Genomic DNA, 16,683 nt, shown 5'->3' on the forward strand with positions numbered 1-16,683 from the left:
GTTGATTTTATTGGAAATTTGGTTACGTGCAGTAACGGAATGCTTTGTCGGTTATGATCCGGGCAAAGATCAGTCCAAGAGGCAAAGCAATGATGATCATGATCGCAGCGGCGAACCAGGAGACTGCTTCGGTCAGCGACATGATGCCAAAGTTGTAGATTGCCCGGTACAGATAAAGCCCCGGAACCATGATTACGATGGATGGAACGGTAAGAGAGATCCGCGGATAACCATTGTATTTTTTGATCAGGGAAGACAAAAGTCCTGCCGTGAGCGCACCGCTGAATGCGGCGGCTGCAGCTGGTACACCGGCAAGATCCACAAGCTCCAGACGGAGGGTATTGGCGATGGCGCCTATGATGGCGGCGGTCGCAGCAATCGGGATGGAGCTGTTGAACATAATGGAGAAGCCAAACACACCAAAGAAGCTGGCAATCAGTCTTAGCAGCAGGTGAAGACCCGGGGCAAGATTCATGGAAGAAAAATCCTGCGGATGCAGGTTGAGAAGAAGTGCCATGATCCAGGCAAACATGGTTGCCACAACAACGATGATGATGGAATAGGTAAGCCGTTCCAGACCGGATCTCAGATCAAGCTTTGCAAGGTCGATCCCGCTGGTAATAAACGGGAATCCAGGGATGATGAAAAGCATGGAACACAGGTATCCAGCCTCATGAAATTCGGGTATATGAAAGATAAGTTCGGCCAGGTTCAGCAGCAGGGCATAGACCAGGCATGCTACGGATACGGAGACCGCGATATTCATATAGAGGGTAAAATGATGCTTGATCAATTTGGTGCGGATGAGGTTTCCAATTCCGGCTGCAAGAAAGGCAAGGATCATTTCCACAGGACCTCCGCCAAGCAGAAAGGTGAAAGCACAGCAGGCGATGGCGGCCGCCAGACCCAGCCGGAGCGGAGAGTAAAGCGCATGAATTCTCTCGATTTCATCTAGGCACTTGTGGATTTCTTCTCCAGTCAGGTGCGCTTCCTCGTGCGGAAAACTGTCAACAAACTGCTCCATGCGGTATAGTTTGGCTGTGTTGACTCCGGTGTTGGCGATGCACAGTGACTGGGAAACACAGTCATGACCGTCAAAACAGTTAAATTCAATGGACATAAGACCAACATCTACCGCGCACGTAACCCCCAGTTCTCTGGAAAGCCGGTTCATGGAAGTGCGGACACGCCAGGCTCCGGTTCCGCAGGAAAGCATGATCAGCCCAACCCGACCGATGACGGATGCTTTTTCAATCAATCCGGCTTTTGCGATCAGCACGTGGCTGTCTGCATCTGCATAAGCATGCCATGGAATTTCCATGTGATTTTTTTCCATAATGTCGGTATAGCCTGCGGCTGACCGGTTGTGAAGGGATTATTTATCATCGGTACTCACTCTTTTCTGGTATTTTTGCTGCTGTTTGCGCTGCCCGTAAACAGTGACATATTTTTCTCAAAGAGATTATACCTTTGTGTGTACAATATGAAAACAGTATCATTGATATAGTGATTATATAAAATTTGTATGGCTTGATTTTCGAAAAAATCTGCTATTCCACCCGCAGTCGTCCCCTGGTTTCATAATCCATGCGGCTTTCTGCCACATTCTGTTCAATCAAATAATTTATATAAGTAGGGCGCGCTCTTTAATCATGATTGGTCTGTCGGGAAGTTGTGAAGAGTTTTTCTGCGTGTTTCCCATGCTTCATCCACATAAACGCGCCGGTGCAGATGATCACAGACAGAAATGAACCGGCTGGTGCGGCAAATCCCATCGGGAACAGCGTGTCCGGGTACTGTCTGGATGCCAGATAAGCGATCGGAATGCGTGCGCAGATAATGGCAGCCAGATTGTGCATAAAGGAAATACCGGAAAGACCATACGCACAGAAATATCCGCTGAAACAGAAGTGGATCCCGGCAAAAATGGCATCCCAGATGTAGCTGTGCAGATACTGGCTGCCGAGACGGACCACATCGGCGTTATCAGAAAACAGATGGACTGCCGAGCCGCCCAGAAACTGCATGAGTACGGAGATAATGATACCGTAGGAAACGGTAATACTCATGGCGCAAAGCAGCGTCTGGCTTGCCCGTTCGTGCTTTCCGGCACCGATATTCTGGGCAGAGAGTGCAGAAACAGTAGAGAGCATGGAGGACGGGACCAGGAAAAACAGGCTGATCATTTTTCCACGATACCGACTGCCGCTGCATCGTTTAAGCCGCGGCGGTTGGCAATGATGGTGATCATGATGAACGCGATCTGAATGAATCCGTCCTGCATGGCGATCGGAAAGCCAATCTTAAAAAGATTTCCCATAACTGCTCTGACCGGTTTTAAATCAGCTGCATGAAAGCCCGGAATCATTTTTTTACGGAATACCATGGTCAGGGAGACCAGCACACTGATCGTCTGGGACAGGGTGGTGCCAAATGCTGCACCGGCAGGACCCATATGCAGTGCACCAATGAACAGGTAGTCGAGGGCAATGTTAAACGCACAGGCTATGGCAATGAAATACATCGGACTTTTCGAGTCTCCCATCCCGCGGAAGATGGAGCTGATCATGTTGTAAGCCGTGATAAACGGAATGCCGATAAAGCAGATCGTTAAGTAGATGATGGTGTCCTTCACGGCTTCCTGCGGGGTGGACATGATTGCTACGATCGGCTTTACAAAGCACAGCAAAACTACGGTAAGGCAAATGGAAAGCAGCATGAACAGTGTTACGGTATTGCCGATGGACTGGTTCACCTGTTCGCGGTCATTGGCGCCGACGGCACGTCCGATCATGACGGTTGTTCCCATGGCCAGTCCGACGATCATGACGGTCAGCATGTGCATGACCTGGCTTCCGATGGAAACGGCCGTAGTGGCACCGACTCCGTTAAACTGGCCGATGATGAACAGGTCGGCAGTTCCGTAAAGCGTCTGAAGAAAATAAGAAAGAAAGTACGGAAGCGAGAACAGCAGGATGGTTTTCGGCACGCTTCCGGTCGTTAAATTGTGTTCCATGAATATGTCTCCTTTGATTGAAAATAGGTTTTACAGGCTGATAGCTTTTTAATCTGTGAATTGTTAAGTTCCATGCGTTCGTGAGCAGTCATTACGCATTGCACTGTATTGGAATGCAGATTTCGGTTACAAATTTGTCCGTGTCGTTTGTGACACCGTAGTCGATCAGCGTGATTTCGCGGGAAAAGCCGGTAATCTGCATTTTATGCATGGAAATATAGTCCAGCAGCTTCCGGTACTCTTGCGGTGCTTCGGTATGCTGCCCGTGAAAGCGGATCCGCACAGCCAGCGTTTCCGGCAGTGTGAGTGTGCTGCCGCGATAGAGATCCTCCTGCTCCAGCATGAGGAAGATTCCATCGTACGAAGTAATCTGATGACTCAATAGATGTTCGCAGGAAATGCCGACTCCGACTTTGCCAAGGAAGATCAGTGCTTCGGACTGGGATTCGTCGAGCTTCTTCAAAAACAAATTTTTTTTATCCATAGGCAGGACCTTTCTGTACTGCAAAGTTTTTTTGATGAGTTTTATATGCTGCTGCATTTTGTATTGCACGTTTTTTATTATAAACACTACAATGATTATAGAGTCAAGAGAAAAAGTAATGAAACAAAATTTTTCAATACGGAATAAAAATAAAGAGAACTAATTGACAATAATTGGAAATATTTATATAGAAGAAACAGGAATGGAAAGACCGGTGAAACTGGGAAAAAAGCCAGTTTCACCGGTCTTTTTGGAGGGAATTTTATGGATAGTTATGCTCAAAATCGACAAATTTCGCCATAAATCTGCCAAGCATATCGCGTAGGATGTTGAGGCTGTGTTATATTACTACTATATTGCGCCTAAATATAGAAAGTGTATCAGAACATGGAAACAAAAGAGAAACATATGGACTTAAATAACCGTTTTTTGGAAGAAGCTGTTTTTGCGATCGCAGATGGTTACTGCAGCATCAACCTCACAAAAAACCTGATACCGGGTGTCATGCATCAGGTCGTGGACGGGGTAAATTATGACTTGAATAAACAGCTTGGAATGCCGGAAAATTCCAGCTTTACAGAGATCGTGGCGCAGTGGGCCCTGACGATCCCGGAAGAAGGACGAAAGGATTTTCTGGATGTTCTGGACCGGGAAAGTCTTTTGGCGCGTTACCGAAAGGGGGAACGCCATATTTCCTTCACGTATTGGACGAGGACGGCGACCTACGAGCCGATGCTGGCAGAGGATCATCTGGCGATGTTTGAAGATGAGAAAACGGGCGATATCCTGGGGGTAAATTATGTGCTGGACCGCACGGAGCAGTACCGCTTAAAACAATATAAAGCACAGCTGGAGCAGAAAACGCAGAAGCTGGAAGCTTTGCTGGAGGTGGAAAAGGTATACAATACCAAGCTGTACCTCGATGCGCTGACCGGTGCTTATAACCGCCGTTATTATGAAGAAGTTGTGCATGATTTTACCGGTCCTTCCGGTGTGGCATTGATGGATCTGGATGATTTTAAGATCTATAATGATACCTATGGTCACCAGGCGGGAGACCGTGCCTGGAAACTGCGGCGAAAGCGGTCCGCGCCTGCATCCGCACGGGAGATATGTTTATCCGCTATGGCGGTGATGAATTTTTGCTGGTTTTAGTCGGGATTCCGTCTCATTTCTTCCAGGCAAAGCTGGATCAGGTACGCGAAAAGGTATACCATGCCAGTGTTCCAGGGTATGCGCATATTCAGCTTTCCATGAGTATCGGAGGTGCCATGCAGACGCTTGCAGAGCCGATGGAAGCAGTTGTCTGCCGGGCAGACCGCCTGATGTACCAGGCAAAGCGTCATAAAAACAAGGTGATCGTGGAGGGCAGCGAAGAGGAACAGAGTCTGGCACATGGCGCTGCCTCCAGCCGGGAACACCAGAAGATCCTGATCGTGGATGATTCCCAGTTAAACCGGGAGCTGCTTGCTGCAATCTTAAGTGACGATTACCAGATCATGGAGGCAGAAGACGGTCAGGAAGGATTGAAAATCTTATATGAGAATCAAAAGCAGATCGCGCTGATACTTTTGGATATCAATATGCCGAAACTGGATGGGTTTGGGGTATTGAAAGCCATGAATGCAAACCATATCATCGAAGATATTCCGGTCATCATGATCTCCAGCGATGACTCGGAGGTGGTGATCCGTGAATCTTATGAGCTTGGAGCTTCTGATTATGTGAACCGCCCGTTCGATGCACGGATCGTGTACCGCCGTGTGGCAAATACCATCAAGCTCTATGAAAAGCAGCGGCGTCTGGTGCAGCTGGTGTCCAGGCAGATCCGTAAGCAGGAGCACAATACGTCCATGCTGGTTGGGGTGTTGAGCCAGATCGTGGAATTTCGAAATGGGGAAAGCGGCTCTCATGTGCGTAACATCCGCAGAATCACAGAGCTTCTGTTAAATCACCTGACTACGATCACAGATAAATATAAGCTCACGCCGGAAGAAAAAGAGTACATTCCGCTGGCTTCCGCCCTGCACGATATTGGTAAGATCGCAGTAGATGAAAAGATTCTAAACAAGCCAGGAAGACTGACAAAGGAAGAGTTTGAGATCATGAAAACGCACAGCATGATGGGAGCCGAGATGCTCCAGAAGCTGGAGAACTTTGAGAAAGAACCGCTGCTGCAGACAGCCTATGAAATTGCCCGTTGGCACCATGAACGATGGGATGGAAGCGGATACCCGGATGGACTGAAAGAAGATAAGATCCCGATCAGTGCACAGCTGGTATCCATGGCTGACGTTTACGATGCACTCACCAGTGAACGGTGCTACAAGCAGGTGTTTTCCCATGAGACTGCGATTGCAATGATCAAAAATGGGGAGTGCGGGGCATTCAATCCATTGCTGATCCATTGCCTGACCCAGTTGGAAGAAGAACTGAAAGGGAAAAGTAGAAAATAACAGGTTTTGTATTGACAGTTTCAGCCTGTATGTCGTAAACTATGCTGCGGAATCAGTGTCGGTCGTTTGGGACCGGTGAAAAGGGAAACGGGTGGAAGTCCCGTGCGGTGCCGCCGCTGTAAGCGCATAAAAGGCAGTCTGCATTTCACTGTATCATTATGGGAAGAAATCGGACAACATTGCCGCGCAAGCCAGAAGACCTGCTTTTTCCACTTTTGCTGTCACGGTCCATGACATGGCAAGGGAAACAAGGGGAAAGTCTGCTGTTTGACACGCATGTGTGAACAGGAATAAACGTGTCCCCTGGATGCAAAATACGGTGCATCATTCGGTTTATCGTTGGATAGGCTGAATGGTGCTTTTTCTTTTTTATATGACATTGTGATAGGGCAAGTTATGTTTTTGCATCACATTCCTGCATGGGTGTACAGAAAATTAATTTTTACTCATTTTCAACATCAGGAGGAAAACAATTATGAGAAACAAGAAACTGGTAACATTCACGATGGCTGCCTGCATGATGACAGCCTGGTAGCTGGCTGCGGCGCAAAAAATGCAGATACTGCTTCCAAGGCAGAGACTGCTGCTGAGAGCAGTACTGAAGAATCGAAACAGGCAGAAACCGAAGAATCCAAAGCTGATGAGGCAAAGACAGATGGTGCAGAGGAAGCTTACAAGCCGGTTACCATTACCTTAAACCTGCAGCGTTCTGGTCTGGGTGAAAATGTAGAATATACCTTTACCAAAAAGCCATCTGCTGTTGTGGCATCCGGTGATCAGATGGCAGATTTCTTCTTTGATCTGGGACTGGAAGACCAGATGGTTGGTTACACGAAGGGAAGCTGCTGGAGTACGGTTTCCCAGTATCCGGCAAGAGACAAGGTGCCGCAGCTTCTGGAGGCAGGAAAGGGCATTTCCAATCTGTCCAAAGAGGAGCTTGCAGCTACCGGCTGTGATTTCCTGATGGGCTGGGACTCTGTATTTTCTGATAAAAACTTCGGAAAAGAGTTCTGTGATGCAAACGGAATTGCCATGTATTTCCCATACGTATGCTCCGATCAGGCAACCTTTGAGGATCTTTACAAGGACTATGAGACCTTAGGAAAAATCTTCCAGGTAGAGGATGTTGCTTCTGAGAAGATCCAGGCAATGAAGGACACCCTTCAGGAAGTAAAAGATACTCTCGGTGAGGATGTTTACCAGAATCCGGTTACCGTATTTGCTTATGATTCCGGTGAGGATGCACCGTTTACCGCATGTCAGGGTATGCCGGGCGACATCATCAAACTGGCTGGCGGAATCTCCATTTTTGATGACATTGAGGCTGGCTGGGCAACTCCTTCCTGGGAAGAAGTGGTAGAGCGCGACCCGGATGTGATCCTGATCCTGGACTACACCGGAGACATTTCTGAGAAGAAAAATTTCCTGGAGACCAACGAGTTCACCAAGGATTTAAGAGCTGTCAAAGAGGGCAAGATCTACTCTGCATGTTGCAGTGATATGCAGGGGTCTGCAGGTTCTGCAGAGGCTGTCAAAGAGATCGCAAAGCAGCTGTATCCGGACAAATTCTAATTGGCCCCGTTTTAGGAGAAAAAAACAGAAAATGAAATCAGAAATCAGTAAAAACAATGGATGGAAAACGGGCCGTTTTGCCGTAACACTCCTGATCGTCCTGCTTCTGATCGCGTTCGTCACAACCATTTCCGTGACACTTGGAGCCATCCATGTGTCGCCGGATGAAATCTTAAAGATCATCGTAAATAAGGCATCGGGAAGTGATCTGTTTCCGGTTACCTGGGAGCAGAAAACGGAAAATATCATCTGGAATATCCGCTTTCCGCGCGTGATCATGGCCTTTATCGTGGGAGCCGGATTATCGCTTTGCGGTGTGCTAATGCAGGCGCTGACGAAGAACCCGTTGGCAGATCCGTATGTGCTGGGCATTTCCTCCGGTGCTTCTGCCGGTGCGGTCAGTGTGATCATTTTGGGGTGGTTCAGCTTTCTGGGTGGCTATGCGGTAATCTTTGGCGCAACGCTGGGAGCGGCAGCAGCCATATGCCTTTCCTTAAGCATCGCTTCCCTGAAGGGCAGGATTACCTCCACGCAGCTGGTTTTAGCCGGAATTGCCACTTCTGCGTTGTTTTCCGCGACCACAAACCTGATCGTGTACGGATTCAACAACGGTTCAGATAAGACAAAAATGGCGCTGTACTGGATGGTGGGTTCCTTAAGCGGTGCGACCTGGAGCCGGGTAAAATACGTCTTTATCGTGGCGGCTGTGACCATGATCCTCATCATTTTAGTTTCCAGGGATTTGGATGTGCTGCTGCTTGGTGATGATGTGGCAGAGACATTGGGAGCTGACACCAGACGCATCAAACTGCTGATCATTCTGGCCTCCACAGTCCTGACCGGCGTGGTCGTTTCGGTCAGCGGCGTGATCGGATTTGTAGGCCTGGTCGTGCCGCATATCATGCGCGGATTTGTAGGTTCCGTGCATAAGCGGCTGATCCCGGTATCGATCCTGGGAGGTGGACTGTTCGCCATGATCGCGGACCTGATCTCCCGCGTCATCATTGCGCCGGAAGAACTGCCGATCGGCGTGATCGCGGCATTTTTCGGTGCGCCGTTCTTCCTCTATCTGATCCGGAAAGGAAGTGTGGGCCGATGAGTTTATATGTAAAAAATCTGGATTACCAGATTGGAAATGACCAGATTCTAAAGCAGATTTCCCTGGAAATCCGGAACGGAGAGTTTGTGGGACTTGTGGGACCGAACGGCTGCGGAAAGTCCACGCTGTTAAAGCATATTTACCGCACGTATAAGCCAAAAGGCGGCACGATCTTTTTAGACGGCAAAGATATTACAGAGTTTTCTGCGAAGAAAATGGCGGGAGAACTGGCTGTCATGGCACAGGAAAACCAGCTGGAATTTGACTTTACCGTGCGGGATATGGTCATGTTTGGCCGCTACGCACACAAGAAATTTTTGGAAGGTGACACCGCAAAAGACCGGGAATTGTGCGAACAATGCCTGCGGGAAGTCGGCCTGACCGGCTATGAAACCGCTCATATTTAAGCCTTTCCGGTGGGGAAAAACAGCGTGTTCTGCTGGCCCGTGTACTGATGCAGGAAAGCCGCTATATCGTGCTGGATGAGCCGACCAACCATCTCGATGTCAGCTACCAGTACCAGATCATGGATATTCTGCGCGGGCAGAATGTCACCGTCTTTTCCTCGATTCATGACTTAAATCTGGCAGCACTTTACTGTGACCGGATCCTGTTTTTGTATCAGGGAAAGATCGTGGACAGTGGGACACCGGAAGCGGTGCTGACGCAGGAAAACATCCGGAAGTATTTTGGAATCGAAGCGCAGATTACGAAAAATGATGTGACCGGGAAGGTTCAGATTTATTATCTGCCGGGATGGGTGAGGAAAAAAGCTTGTAAGTAACAGAAGAAATTTTACAAAATAGGAATGATTTAGGAGAATTTACTATGTTGCAGCGAATGGTAATATCGCAATTTCCAGAAATTTACCGTATTATGGAAGCCAGCTTCTCTGATGATGAGTACCGTCCATATGAGGAACAGCTTGCTCTATTCGAAGAGCCGGAGTATGGCATTTATTATATGCCAATCGGATCGGAAAGCTTAGAATCGCAAGTTCCTGATAGTGCTTTGAAAGATAAGCCAGCCGGTTTTCTTGCCGTATGGGAATTCGCTGAGTTTATCTTTATTGAACATTTTGCAGTAAATCCGAAGCTTCGCAACAGTGGGACAGGCTCCGGTATGCTTCAGGAACTGGTAAAACTTAGTAAAAAGCCGGTTTGCCTGGAGGTGGAACTTCCAGACGCCGAATTGGCACGCAGACGTATTGGCTTTTATGAGCGCAATGGTTTTGTTTTTAATGATTATCCGTACATGCAGCCGCCGATTTCCAAGGGAAAATCTCCGGTGCCGCTTCGCATCATGACATACGGAAAGGCTGTGTCGCAGGAAGAATTCGAGCAGATTCAAAAAATTCTTTATCAGCGTGTTTACAAGTGTGAGTTGCAAAAACAAAAATGAGATTGCAATCGGTATCTGATTGTGCTATAGTAAATTTAAAAGAGACATCTGCGCTAACAGATGTCTCTTAGGAGCCCCATTCCAAAAGGTGGAGTTCCCGAACTGGCTTGTTACCTCTTAAACAGAGGCGCCCGTCCTGGTGCTAACAGGGCGGGCATTTTTATTTATGCTTGTTTCTCTTATCGGGAAAGGCAAGCAACGCTACGATTAAACTGCCAAAGGACATCAGCAAAGCTAATATCCCAATGAAAATCGAAATAATTTCATAAGCGGTCATCGGCGCCACCTCCCTTGTATGTATTCCGGAAAAAACCGGTTCATTCGTCCGGGAGGCTGCCACCCCCTGTTGTGGGTTCCATGAATGTAATTTTATCATACTATGACGAAAACATCAATCAATCGTTCCTGATTCTCGTAATTCTGTAATTCTTGCAAGTCGTGCCTTTCGTTTAAAAATTCGAACTGGTCAAAAGGTTTACACAAAAACAGCATGGTGCTATATTTGAGACAGATACTAAAAATCTGTCTCATTTTTAATTTGCGGGATCTTGAAAATGTATCGTCGATGCGTCCAACCCGGAAAGTGGGATCCACAGGAGTACATTTGCTCCATGAAAGGAATGGTATGATCACCTACGAGTCTACAAGAACGGTCCACGCGCTGGTGCACAATGCGGCAGCGGAGCATAAGGACCGGGTATTTTTACAATATGAAGAAAACGGAGAGGTTTTCCGTGTTACTTATGAGCAGTTTGCGAAGGAGTGCGATGCGATCGCGGCCTGGGCCAGGGAGAAGCGGGCCGAGGTGGGGCATAAGCTGAAGGTCGGCATTCTCGGTGTCAGCAGCCACCATTATCTGGCGGTGCTGCTTGGGGTTATGAGCGGCGGTGATACGGGAATTCCGCTGGATGTGCAGCTCAATGCGGAGAAGCTGGCGGACTGTCTGAACCGTTCGGATGTGGATGTGCTGTTTTATGACTGGGACTTTCATCCGATCACGGAGCAGGTGCAGGATGCCTGCCCGAATGTGACGGAATATATTTCACTGCAGCATGGCAAGCATGTAAACTGTTCCGATAAGATCCTGAAGGCATACGAAGGCAGACAGGTGGAGTCAGATGCGAAGGCGGAGGAGTGCGCCATGATCCTGTTTACCTCTGGTACGACCGGGCGCGGGAAGGGCGTGATGCTGTCTAACGGCAACCTGATGGATAATAACTTCTGTACCACGGACACCAATCATCCAGAGAATGAAATCTATTTAAATGTCCTGCCGATCCACCATGTTTTCTGCTTAAACGGTGATGTGTTTACGGTCATGCGTTATGGCGGGATCCTCTGCTTAAACCGCGATATGAAGAAGCTGGCAGAGCATATTCTGCTGTTTGAGCCGACGGTCATCCGCATGGTTCCGATGATGGCGAAAGCACTGTATAACCGCATTGCAATCTTGAACCGCCAGCACCCGGAAATCCCGGTCCGCAAGGTGAAGGAGCAGGTGCTTGGAACCAGACTTCACAAGATCATCAGCGGCGGCGGCTACCTGGCACCGGATCTGGCAGCGAATTACCAGCGTCTTGGCATTGCCATTGCACAGGGCTACGGCATGTCGGAGTGTTCCCCGAAGATTTCTTCCCCAGACTGGACGAGACCGGATAAGATCGCATCGGTTGGCCGTATCGTGGACCGCTGCCAGGTGCGGATCGTGGATGGCGAGATCCAGGTAAAGAGCCCGTCTGTCATGATGGGATATTATAAGGAACCGGATAAGACTGCGGAAGCAATCACGCCAGATGGATGGCTTTGCACGGGCGATATCGGTCATGTCGATGAAGAGGGATTCTTATACCTGACCGGCCGGAAAAAGAACCTAATCATCTTAAGCAACGGTGAGAATGTAGCACCGGAGGAACTGGAAAATCTCTTTGAAGATGAGCGCCTGATCGAGGACATTCTGGTGTACGGGGCAGATGACATGATCTGCGCAGAGGTGTACCCGAACTACAAGTATGCGGAGGCTGCGAATATCACTGATATTGATGGAACCGTGGCCCAGATCATCAAAAAACACAATGAAGAGCTGCCGACCTTTAAGCGCATTCTGCGCAGCAATATCCGGGAAATTCCATTTGCGAAAACCTCTTCGAAAAAGATCATCCGTAACCAGTATCTGGAAGGCAAAAAGACTGAGGAACAGAGCGAAAAGAACCTGCGTATGCCGGAAACGGAGCTTCAGAAGCAGATTTATGAGTGCATTGCAGGCGTGCTGGGACACCGCCGTTTTGGAATCGGTACGGAGCTTTATGAGGCTGGCCTGGACTCCCTTGGAAGCGTCATGCTGCTGACAGATCTGTACCAGATCTTAAAGATTTCCATGACATTAGATGATCTGGTGCAGCACGCATCCGTGCTGAAGCTGGAGGCATTTGCAAAGGAGGGAGCAGGGAAAAACCAGGTGGATTACACGGTGCGCCCAGTATATCCGCTGACCAACCTGCAGCTCTATTTTGCCTATGTCATGCGTGGAAATACCACGGCAAACCTGCCGTTTTTCTACAAGCTGGATGAGCGTACCGACCTGCGCCGCCTGAAATTTGCGGTGGAGCAGCTGTTTGAGGTGCATCCGGAATTAAAGGCCATCATCCAGATGTCCGAGGGCCGTTACCAGATGTTCCGCGATGATAAACGCAAGATTGAGATTTCGGTCGTGAAGCTTGGGGATGCCCAGTGGGAGGAGACGCGGAAGGAACTTTTGTATCCGTATCTGTACGGCGAGGGAGAAAACCTGTTCCACATTGGCATTTACCAGACTGATTCCGCAAACTATTTCTTCTTTGACATTGCCCATATCATCGGCGATGGCATGACCATGAATGTGCTGCTGGAGGACTTAAACCAGCTGTATCTGGGCAAGGCGGTAGAGCCGGAAACCTATACGTTTTACGAGTACATCCTGGATGAAAAAGACCGGGATGCAAGAGGACTGCGTGCGAAAAATGAGGAATATTTCCGCGGCCTGATGAAGGATTTCAAGGTAAGAAAAAGCATCCTTGCCCGGAAGGACTGCTATCATCTGGAGCATGGAGTAGATGCTGTGTTAAAAGGCCGTTTTGAGAGCCTGAACCGGAAAAACATTACGGCATTCTGCAAAAAATACGGAGTGTCAGAGAACGTCTTTTTCCTGACTGCATACAATTTAAGCATTGGTCTGTTCAGCAATGAAAAAGACACGGTTTCTTCTTCCATTCACAGTGGAAGAACCGACAGCCGCTGGAACCGTCTTGCTGGTCCGTTGTTTCTGACGTATTTCTTCCGCTGCACGGAGGAAAAAGACCAGACGGTGCCGGAGCTGCTAAAGAAAAACGGAAAACAGATCATGGATACCATGCGCTGTTACATATCGAACCTGCATGCGGACGAGATGTTCTTCCAGTATCAGGGTGACATTGTGAACTTAAATACCGTGGGAGGGTATCCGGCGAAGCGGGAACATCTGCAGTTAGATTCCCTGCCGTTCCATCTGCAGGTATTTACCGATGATCGCGGTTATTACTATGAACTGCGTTACTGGGAGAACCGGTTTGACACCCTTCAGCTTCAGAACTTTATGGAAGTGATGGAATGTCTGATGGATGCCATGCAGGAGGAAACACTGGTGCGCCGCTTAAAACGGCATCTGCCGGACAAGCTCTTCCCGCTGCATTACACGATTTTGGTGGAAGCACTGAACCAGGAAGCCAGAGGACAGCTGGTAAGCGGTGTCGATGGAAAAGAGCAGATCAAGGTGTATGTCTTTGATGAGAACTGCAAGAAGAAGCCGTTTGGAGCCTGGGGAGAGCTGTATGTGATGGATCACAAGCCGGAAACCTGCTTAGATGAGATCACAAACCCGTACGGCCCTGGAAAGCTGTATGATACTGGCCGGATCGCAAGAATTTTGCCGGACGGCTCCCTGGATTTTCTGGAACAGGGCGGCAGAATCATTATGCAGGAGGGACTGACGGGCCGCCATTTCCACGATCTGCATCAGTTGGAAACTGTGCTGAAACAGATCCCGGGCGTGGAAGAGGCAGAAGCGTATGTCCGCTACGCAGAGGGCAACAAACTGCTTCTGACAGCCGAAGTCAAAGGAACCATGGAGCAGGACGAAGATGCGCTGAAGGCTTATGTAGAGGCGCAGTGCGGAAAGGCACATGTGCCGGCGGAGATTATTTGGAAATAAAAAATAGCAATCAGGGATACGTTACTGTTCATGCATTGCGCAAATGAAATGTATGTTACCTTATTGAGAAAAAAACTTCACGCTGCCTATTGACAGATGTGAAGTTTTTTTCTATACTCAATATACCCCGTGGGGGTATGTGAACGAAGCATTGACATCACAGGAAAGGTGGAATTGCATGGAAAATAAAAACCGAAAGGATTGCTGTATTCATATGGATGATAATACCCAGATGGAAGGCTGTGCTCAGAAAGACGATACAATCCGAATGGAAAATGGTGTTCCGCTGGATACTACAACTGGAATGGAAAACAGCGCTCAGGTGAAAAATAAAACTCAGAATGATGATACCGTTCCAACGGAACAGGCGCAGGCGGCAGAAATGAAAGAAGAAAAAAAGTGCTACTGCTGTCATAAAAAGAAAGAGCGTTCCGAAAAGGAATACAAGGACCTGATCCACCGTTTAAACCGCATCGAAGGGCAGATCCGCGGAATCCGCAATATGGTGGAGCAGGATGCCTATTGTCCGGATATTCTGATCCAGGTGGCAGCGGCGAATGCAGCGCTCAACAGCTTTAACAAGGTGCTTTTAGGGAATCATCTGCGTACCTGTGTGGCGAATGACATCCGCGAAGGTCACGATGAAACAATCGATGAACTGCTGAAAGTTTTGCAGCGTCTGATGAAGTAATAGCCGTAGTCTGAGTGCCATAGAAACGGTGCAGGAAAAAAATGGAGAGCGAAAACGCTGTAAGTGTTTTTGAGATAGAAACAAAGAAGGAGGAATTTGCAAGCAATATGGAACAATATACAGTAACCGGTATGAGCTGCGCAGCCTGCAGCAGCCGTGTGGAAAAAGCGGTTTCCAAGGTGCCGGGCGTGACATCCTGTTCGGTCAGTCTTCTGACCAACTCCATGGGAGTGGAGGGCACGGCAAGTGCAGCTGATATCATTTCGGCAGTGCAGGAAGCCGGATACGGTGCATTGTTAAAAGGTACCGGAAAAGACGGGGCAGTGAAAGCGCAGGCGCTGGATGCAGAGGAAGCATTAAAGGACCATGAGACGCCGGTCTTAAAACGCAGACTCTGGTATTCCCTGGGATTTTTGATCGTGCTCATGTATTTTTCCATGGGTCACATGATGTGGGGATGGCCGCTTCCGAAGTTTTTCGATGGAAACCATGTGGCCATGGGACTGATCCAGTTGATCTTAACAGCCATTGTCATGGTCATCAACCAGAAATTCTTTCTCAGCGGATTTAAGAGCCTCTGGCACAAAGCGCCGAATATGGATACTCTGGTAGCGCTTGGCTCCATGGCGGCGTTTGTTTACAGCACCTACGCACTGTTTGCCATGACTGATGCCCAGGTAAAGGGCAATGCAGATGCGGTCATGAGCTACATGCACGAGTTTTATTTTGAGTCCGCAGCTATGATCCTGACGCTGATCACAGTCGGAAAGATGCTGGAGGCCCGCTCCAAGGGCAAGACAACCGATGCGTTGAAGAGCCTCATGAAGCTGGCTCCGAAGACGGCAGTGGTGGTGCGCGGCGGCGAAGAAGTTACCGTTGGCATTGAAGAGGTCCAGAAGGGCGATGTCTTTGTGGTCCGCCCGGGTGAGAACATTCCGGTGGACGGCGTGGTATTAGAGGGCAGCAGTGCCGTAAATGAGGCAGCCCTGACCGGTGAGAGCATTCCGGTCGACAAGACGGTGGGAGACAGCGTGTCTGCCGCAACCGTGAACCAGTCCGGCTTTATCCGCTGCGAAGCAACGAGAGTCGGCGAGGACACCACTCTTTCCCAGATCATCCAGATGGTCAGCGATGCAGCAGCGACCAAGGCGCCGATCGCAAAGGTTGCCGATAAGGTATCTGGTGTATTTGTGCCAACCGTCATCACGATTGCGGTGCTGACCACACTGGTATGGCTGTTTGCCGGACAGAGCATTGGCTTTGCTCTGGCACGCGGCATTTCCGTGCTGGTCATCAGCTGCCCGTGTGCGCTGGGTCTTGCGACTCCGGTTGCCATTATGGTAGGAAATGGCATGGGCGCGAAGCATGGCATTATGTTTAAGACCGCAGTTTCCTTAGAGGAAGCTGGCAAGATGGACATCGTGGCACTGGATAAGACCGGTACCATCACAAGCGGTGAGCCGAAGGTGACCGATGTGGTCCTGGCAGAGGCAGACAGTGAGCAGGAACTTCTGAAACTGGCTTATGCATTGGAAAAGAAGAGCGAGCATCCGCTTGCTCGTGCGATCAACGAGCGTGCAGAGGCAGACGGCATTACCGCAGGCGAGGTGGAAGACTTCGCAGCCCTTCCGGGCAATGGCCTTTCTGCCATTTACGAGGGCAGCGAACTCTGCGGCGGAAACTTCACCTTTATCAGCAGCGTTGCATCCGTATCCGGTGAGATCCGGAAAACGGCAGATCAG

General features: G+C 49.1%; 13 protein-coding genes, 1 pseudogene and 1 riboswitch. Of the genes and pseudogenes, 10 read left to right on the forward strand and 4 right to left on the reverse strand.

Annotation, left to right across the window (positions count from 1 at the left end):
- Nucleotides 1-22: 22 nt before the first annotated feature.
- The 4 genes from DXA97_RS16270 to DXA97_RS16280 form a co-directional block, all read right to left on the reverse strand.
- A complete protein-coding gene (locus DXA97_RS16270; protein ID WP_182436935.1) occupies nucleotides 23-1,321 on the reverse strand; it encodes a threonine/serine exporter family protein in 1,299 nt (432 codons plus the stop codon).
- 325 nt (nucleotides 1,322-1,646) lie between these two features.
- The gene (locus DXA97_RS22410) at nucleotides 1,647-2,186 is read right to left on the reverse strand and encodes an MATE family efflux transporter (protein WP_347561670.1); all 540 of its coding nucleotides are present in this window, start codon (nucleotides 2,184-2,186) and stop codon (nucleotides 1,647-1,649) included.
- Complete coding sequence (locus tag DXA97_RS22415; protein WP_347561671.1) at nucleotides 2,183-3,016, reverse strand: MATE family efflux transporter; 834 nt, start codon at nucleotides 3,014-3,016, stop codon at nucleotides 2,183-2,185. The genes DXA97_RS22410 and DXA97_RS22415 overlap by 4 nt, the downstream gene beginning before the upstream one ends.
- 91 nt (nucleotides 3,017-3,107) lie before the next feature.
- The gene (locus tag DXA97_RS16280) at nucleotides 3,108-3,500 is read right to left on the reverse strand and encodes a GyrI-like domain-containing protein (RefSeq protein WP_182436936.1); all 393 of its coding nucleotides are present in this window, start codon (nucleotides 3,498-3,500) and stop codon (nucleotides 3,108-3,110) included.
- A 756-nt stretch (nucleotides 3,501-4,256) separates the two neighbouring features.
- Between DXA97_RS16280 and DXA97_RS22420 the strand changes: the two are divergent.
- From DXA97_RS22420 to DXA97_RS16320, 10 genes and pseudogenes are all read left to right on the forward strand, one after another.
- A pseudogene (locus DXA97_RS22420) lies at nucleotides 4,257-4,798 on the forward strand (GGDEF domain-containing protein); the annotation flags it as partial.
- 27 nt (nucleotides 4,799-4,825) lie between these two features.
- Nucleotides 4,826-5,956, forward strand: coding sequence for an HD domain-containing phosphohydrolase (locus DXA97_RS22425; protein WP_347561673.1), 1,131 nt, complete (start codon nucleotides 4,826-4,828; stop codon nucleotides 5,954-5,956).
- A 36-nt stretch (nucleotides 5,957-5,992) separates the two neighbouring features.
- A riboswitch (cobalamin riboswitch) is annotated at nucleotides 5,993-6,179 on the forward strand.
- Nucleotides 6,180-6,379: 200 nt separating this feature from the next.
- A complete protein-coding gene (locus tag DXA97_RS16290) occupies nucleotides 6,380-7,528 on the forward strand; it encodes an ABC transporter substrate-binding protein (protein WP_243107715.1) in 1,149 nt (382 codons plus the stop codon).
- A gap of 31 nt (nucleotides 7,529-7,559) precedes the next feature.
- The gene (locus DXA97_RS16295; protein ID WP_118721111.1) at nucleotides 7,560-8,627 is read left to right on the forward strand and encodes an iron ABC transporter permease; all 1,068 of its coding nucleotides are present in this window, start codon (nucleotides 7,560-7,562) and stop codon (nucleotides 8,625-8,627) included.
- Nucleotides 8,624-9,034 (forward strand): ABC transporter ATP-binding protein, encoded by a 411-nt coding sequence (locus DXA97_RS22430; protein ID WP_347561672.1) that lies wholly within the window; start codon nucleotides 8,624-8,626, stop codon nucleotides 9,032-9,034. The genes DXA97_RS16295 and DXA97_RS22430 overlap by 4 nt, the downstream gene beginning before the upstream one ends.
- Before the next feature lie 29 nt (nucleotides 9,035-9,063).
- On the forward strand, nucleotides 9,064-9,411 hold the full coding sequence (locus DXA97_RS22435; RefSeq protein ID WP_347561674.1) for an ABC transporter ATP-binding protein: 348 nt from the start codon (nucleotides 9,064-9,066) through the stop codon (nucleotides 9,409-9,411).
- Between the two features lie 44 nt (nucleotides 9,412-9,455).
- Nucleotides 9,456-10,028, forward strand: coding sequence for a GNAT family N-acetyltransferase (locus DXA97_RS16305; protein ID WP_118721112.1), 573 nt, complete (start codon nucleotides 9,456-9,458; stop codon nucleotides 10,026-10,028).
- Between the two features lie 604 nt (nucleotides 10,029-10,632).
- Nucleotides 10,633-14,250: an AMP-binding protein gene (locus DXA97_RS16310; protein ID WP_182436937.1), complete on the forward strand. Its 3,618-nt coding sequence runs from the start codon at nucleotides 10,633-10,635 to the stop codon at nucleotides 14,248-14,250.
- 382 nt (nucleotides 14,251-14,632) lie between these two features.
- Nucleotides 14,633-14,941: a metal-sensing transcriptional repressor gene (locus DXA97_RS16315; protein ID WP_118721115.1), complete on the forward strand. Its 309-nt coding sequence runs from the start codon at nucleotides 14,633-14,635 to the stop codon at nucleotides 14,939-14,941.
- A 107-nt stretch (nucleotides 14,942-15,048) separates the two neighbouring features.
- A partial coding sequence (locus tag DXA97_RS16320; RefSeq protein WP_147355590.1) for a heavy metal translocating P-type ATPase occupies nucleotides 15,049-16,683 on the forward strand: 1,635 nt, incomplete at its 3' end.

It is taken from the genome of Clostridium sp. OF09-36, assembly GCF_003481985.1.
In the GTDB taxonomy this organism is placed as follows: Bacteria; Bacillota; Clostridia; order Lachnospirales; family Lachnospiraceae; genus Brotaphodocola.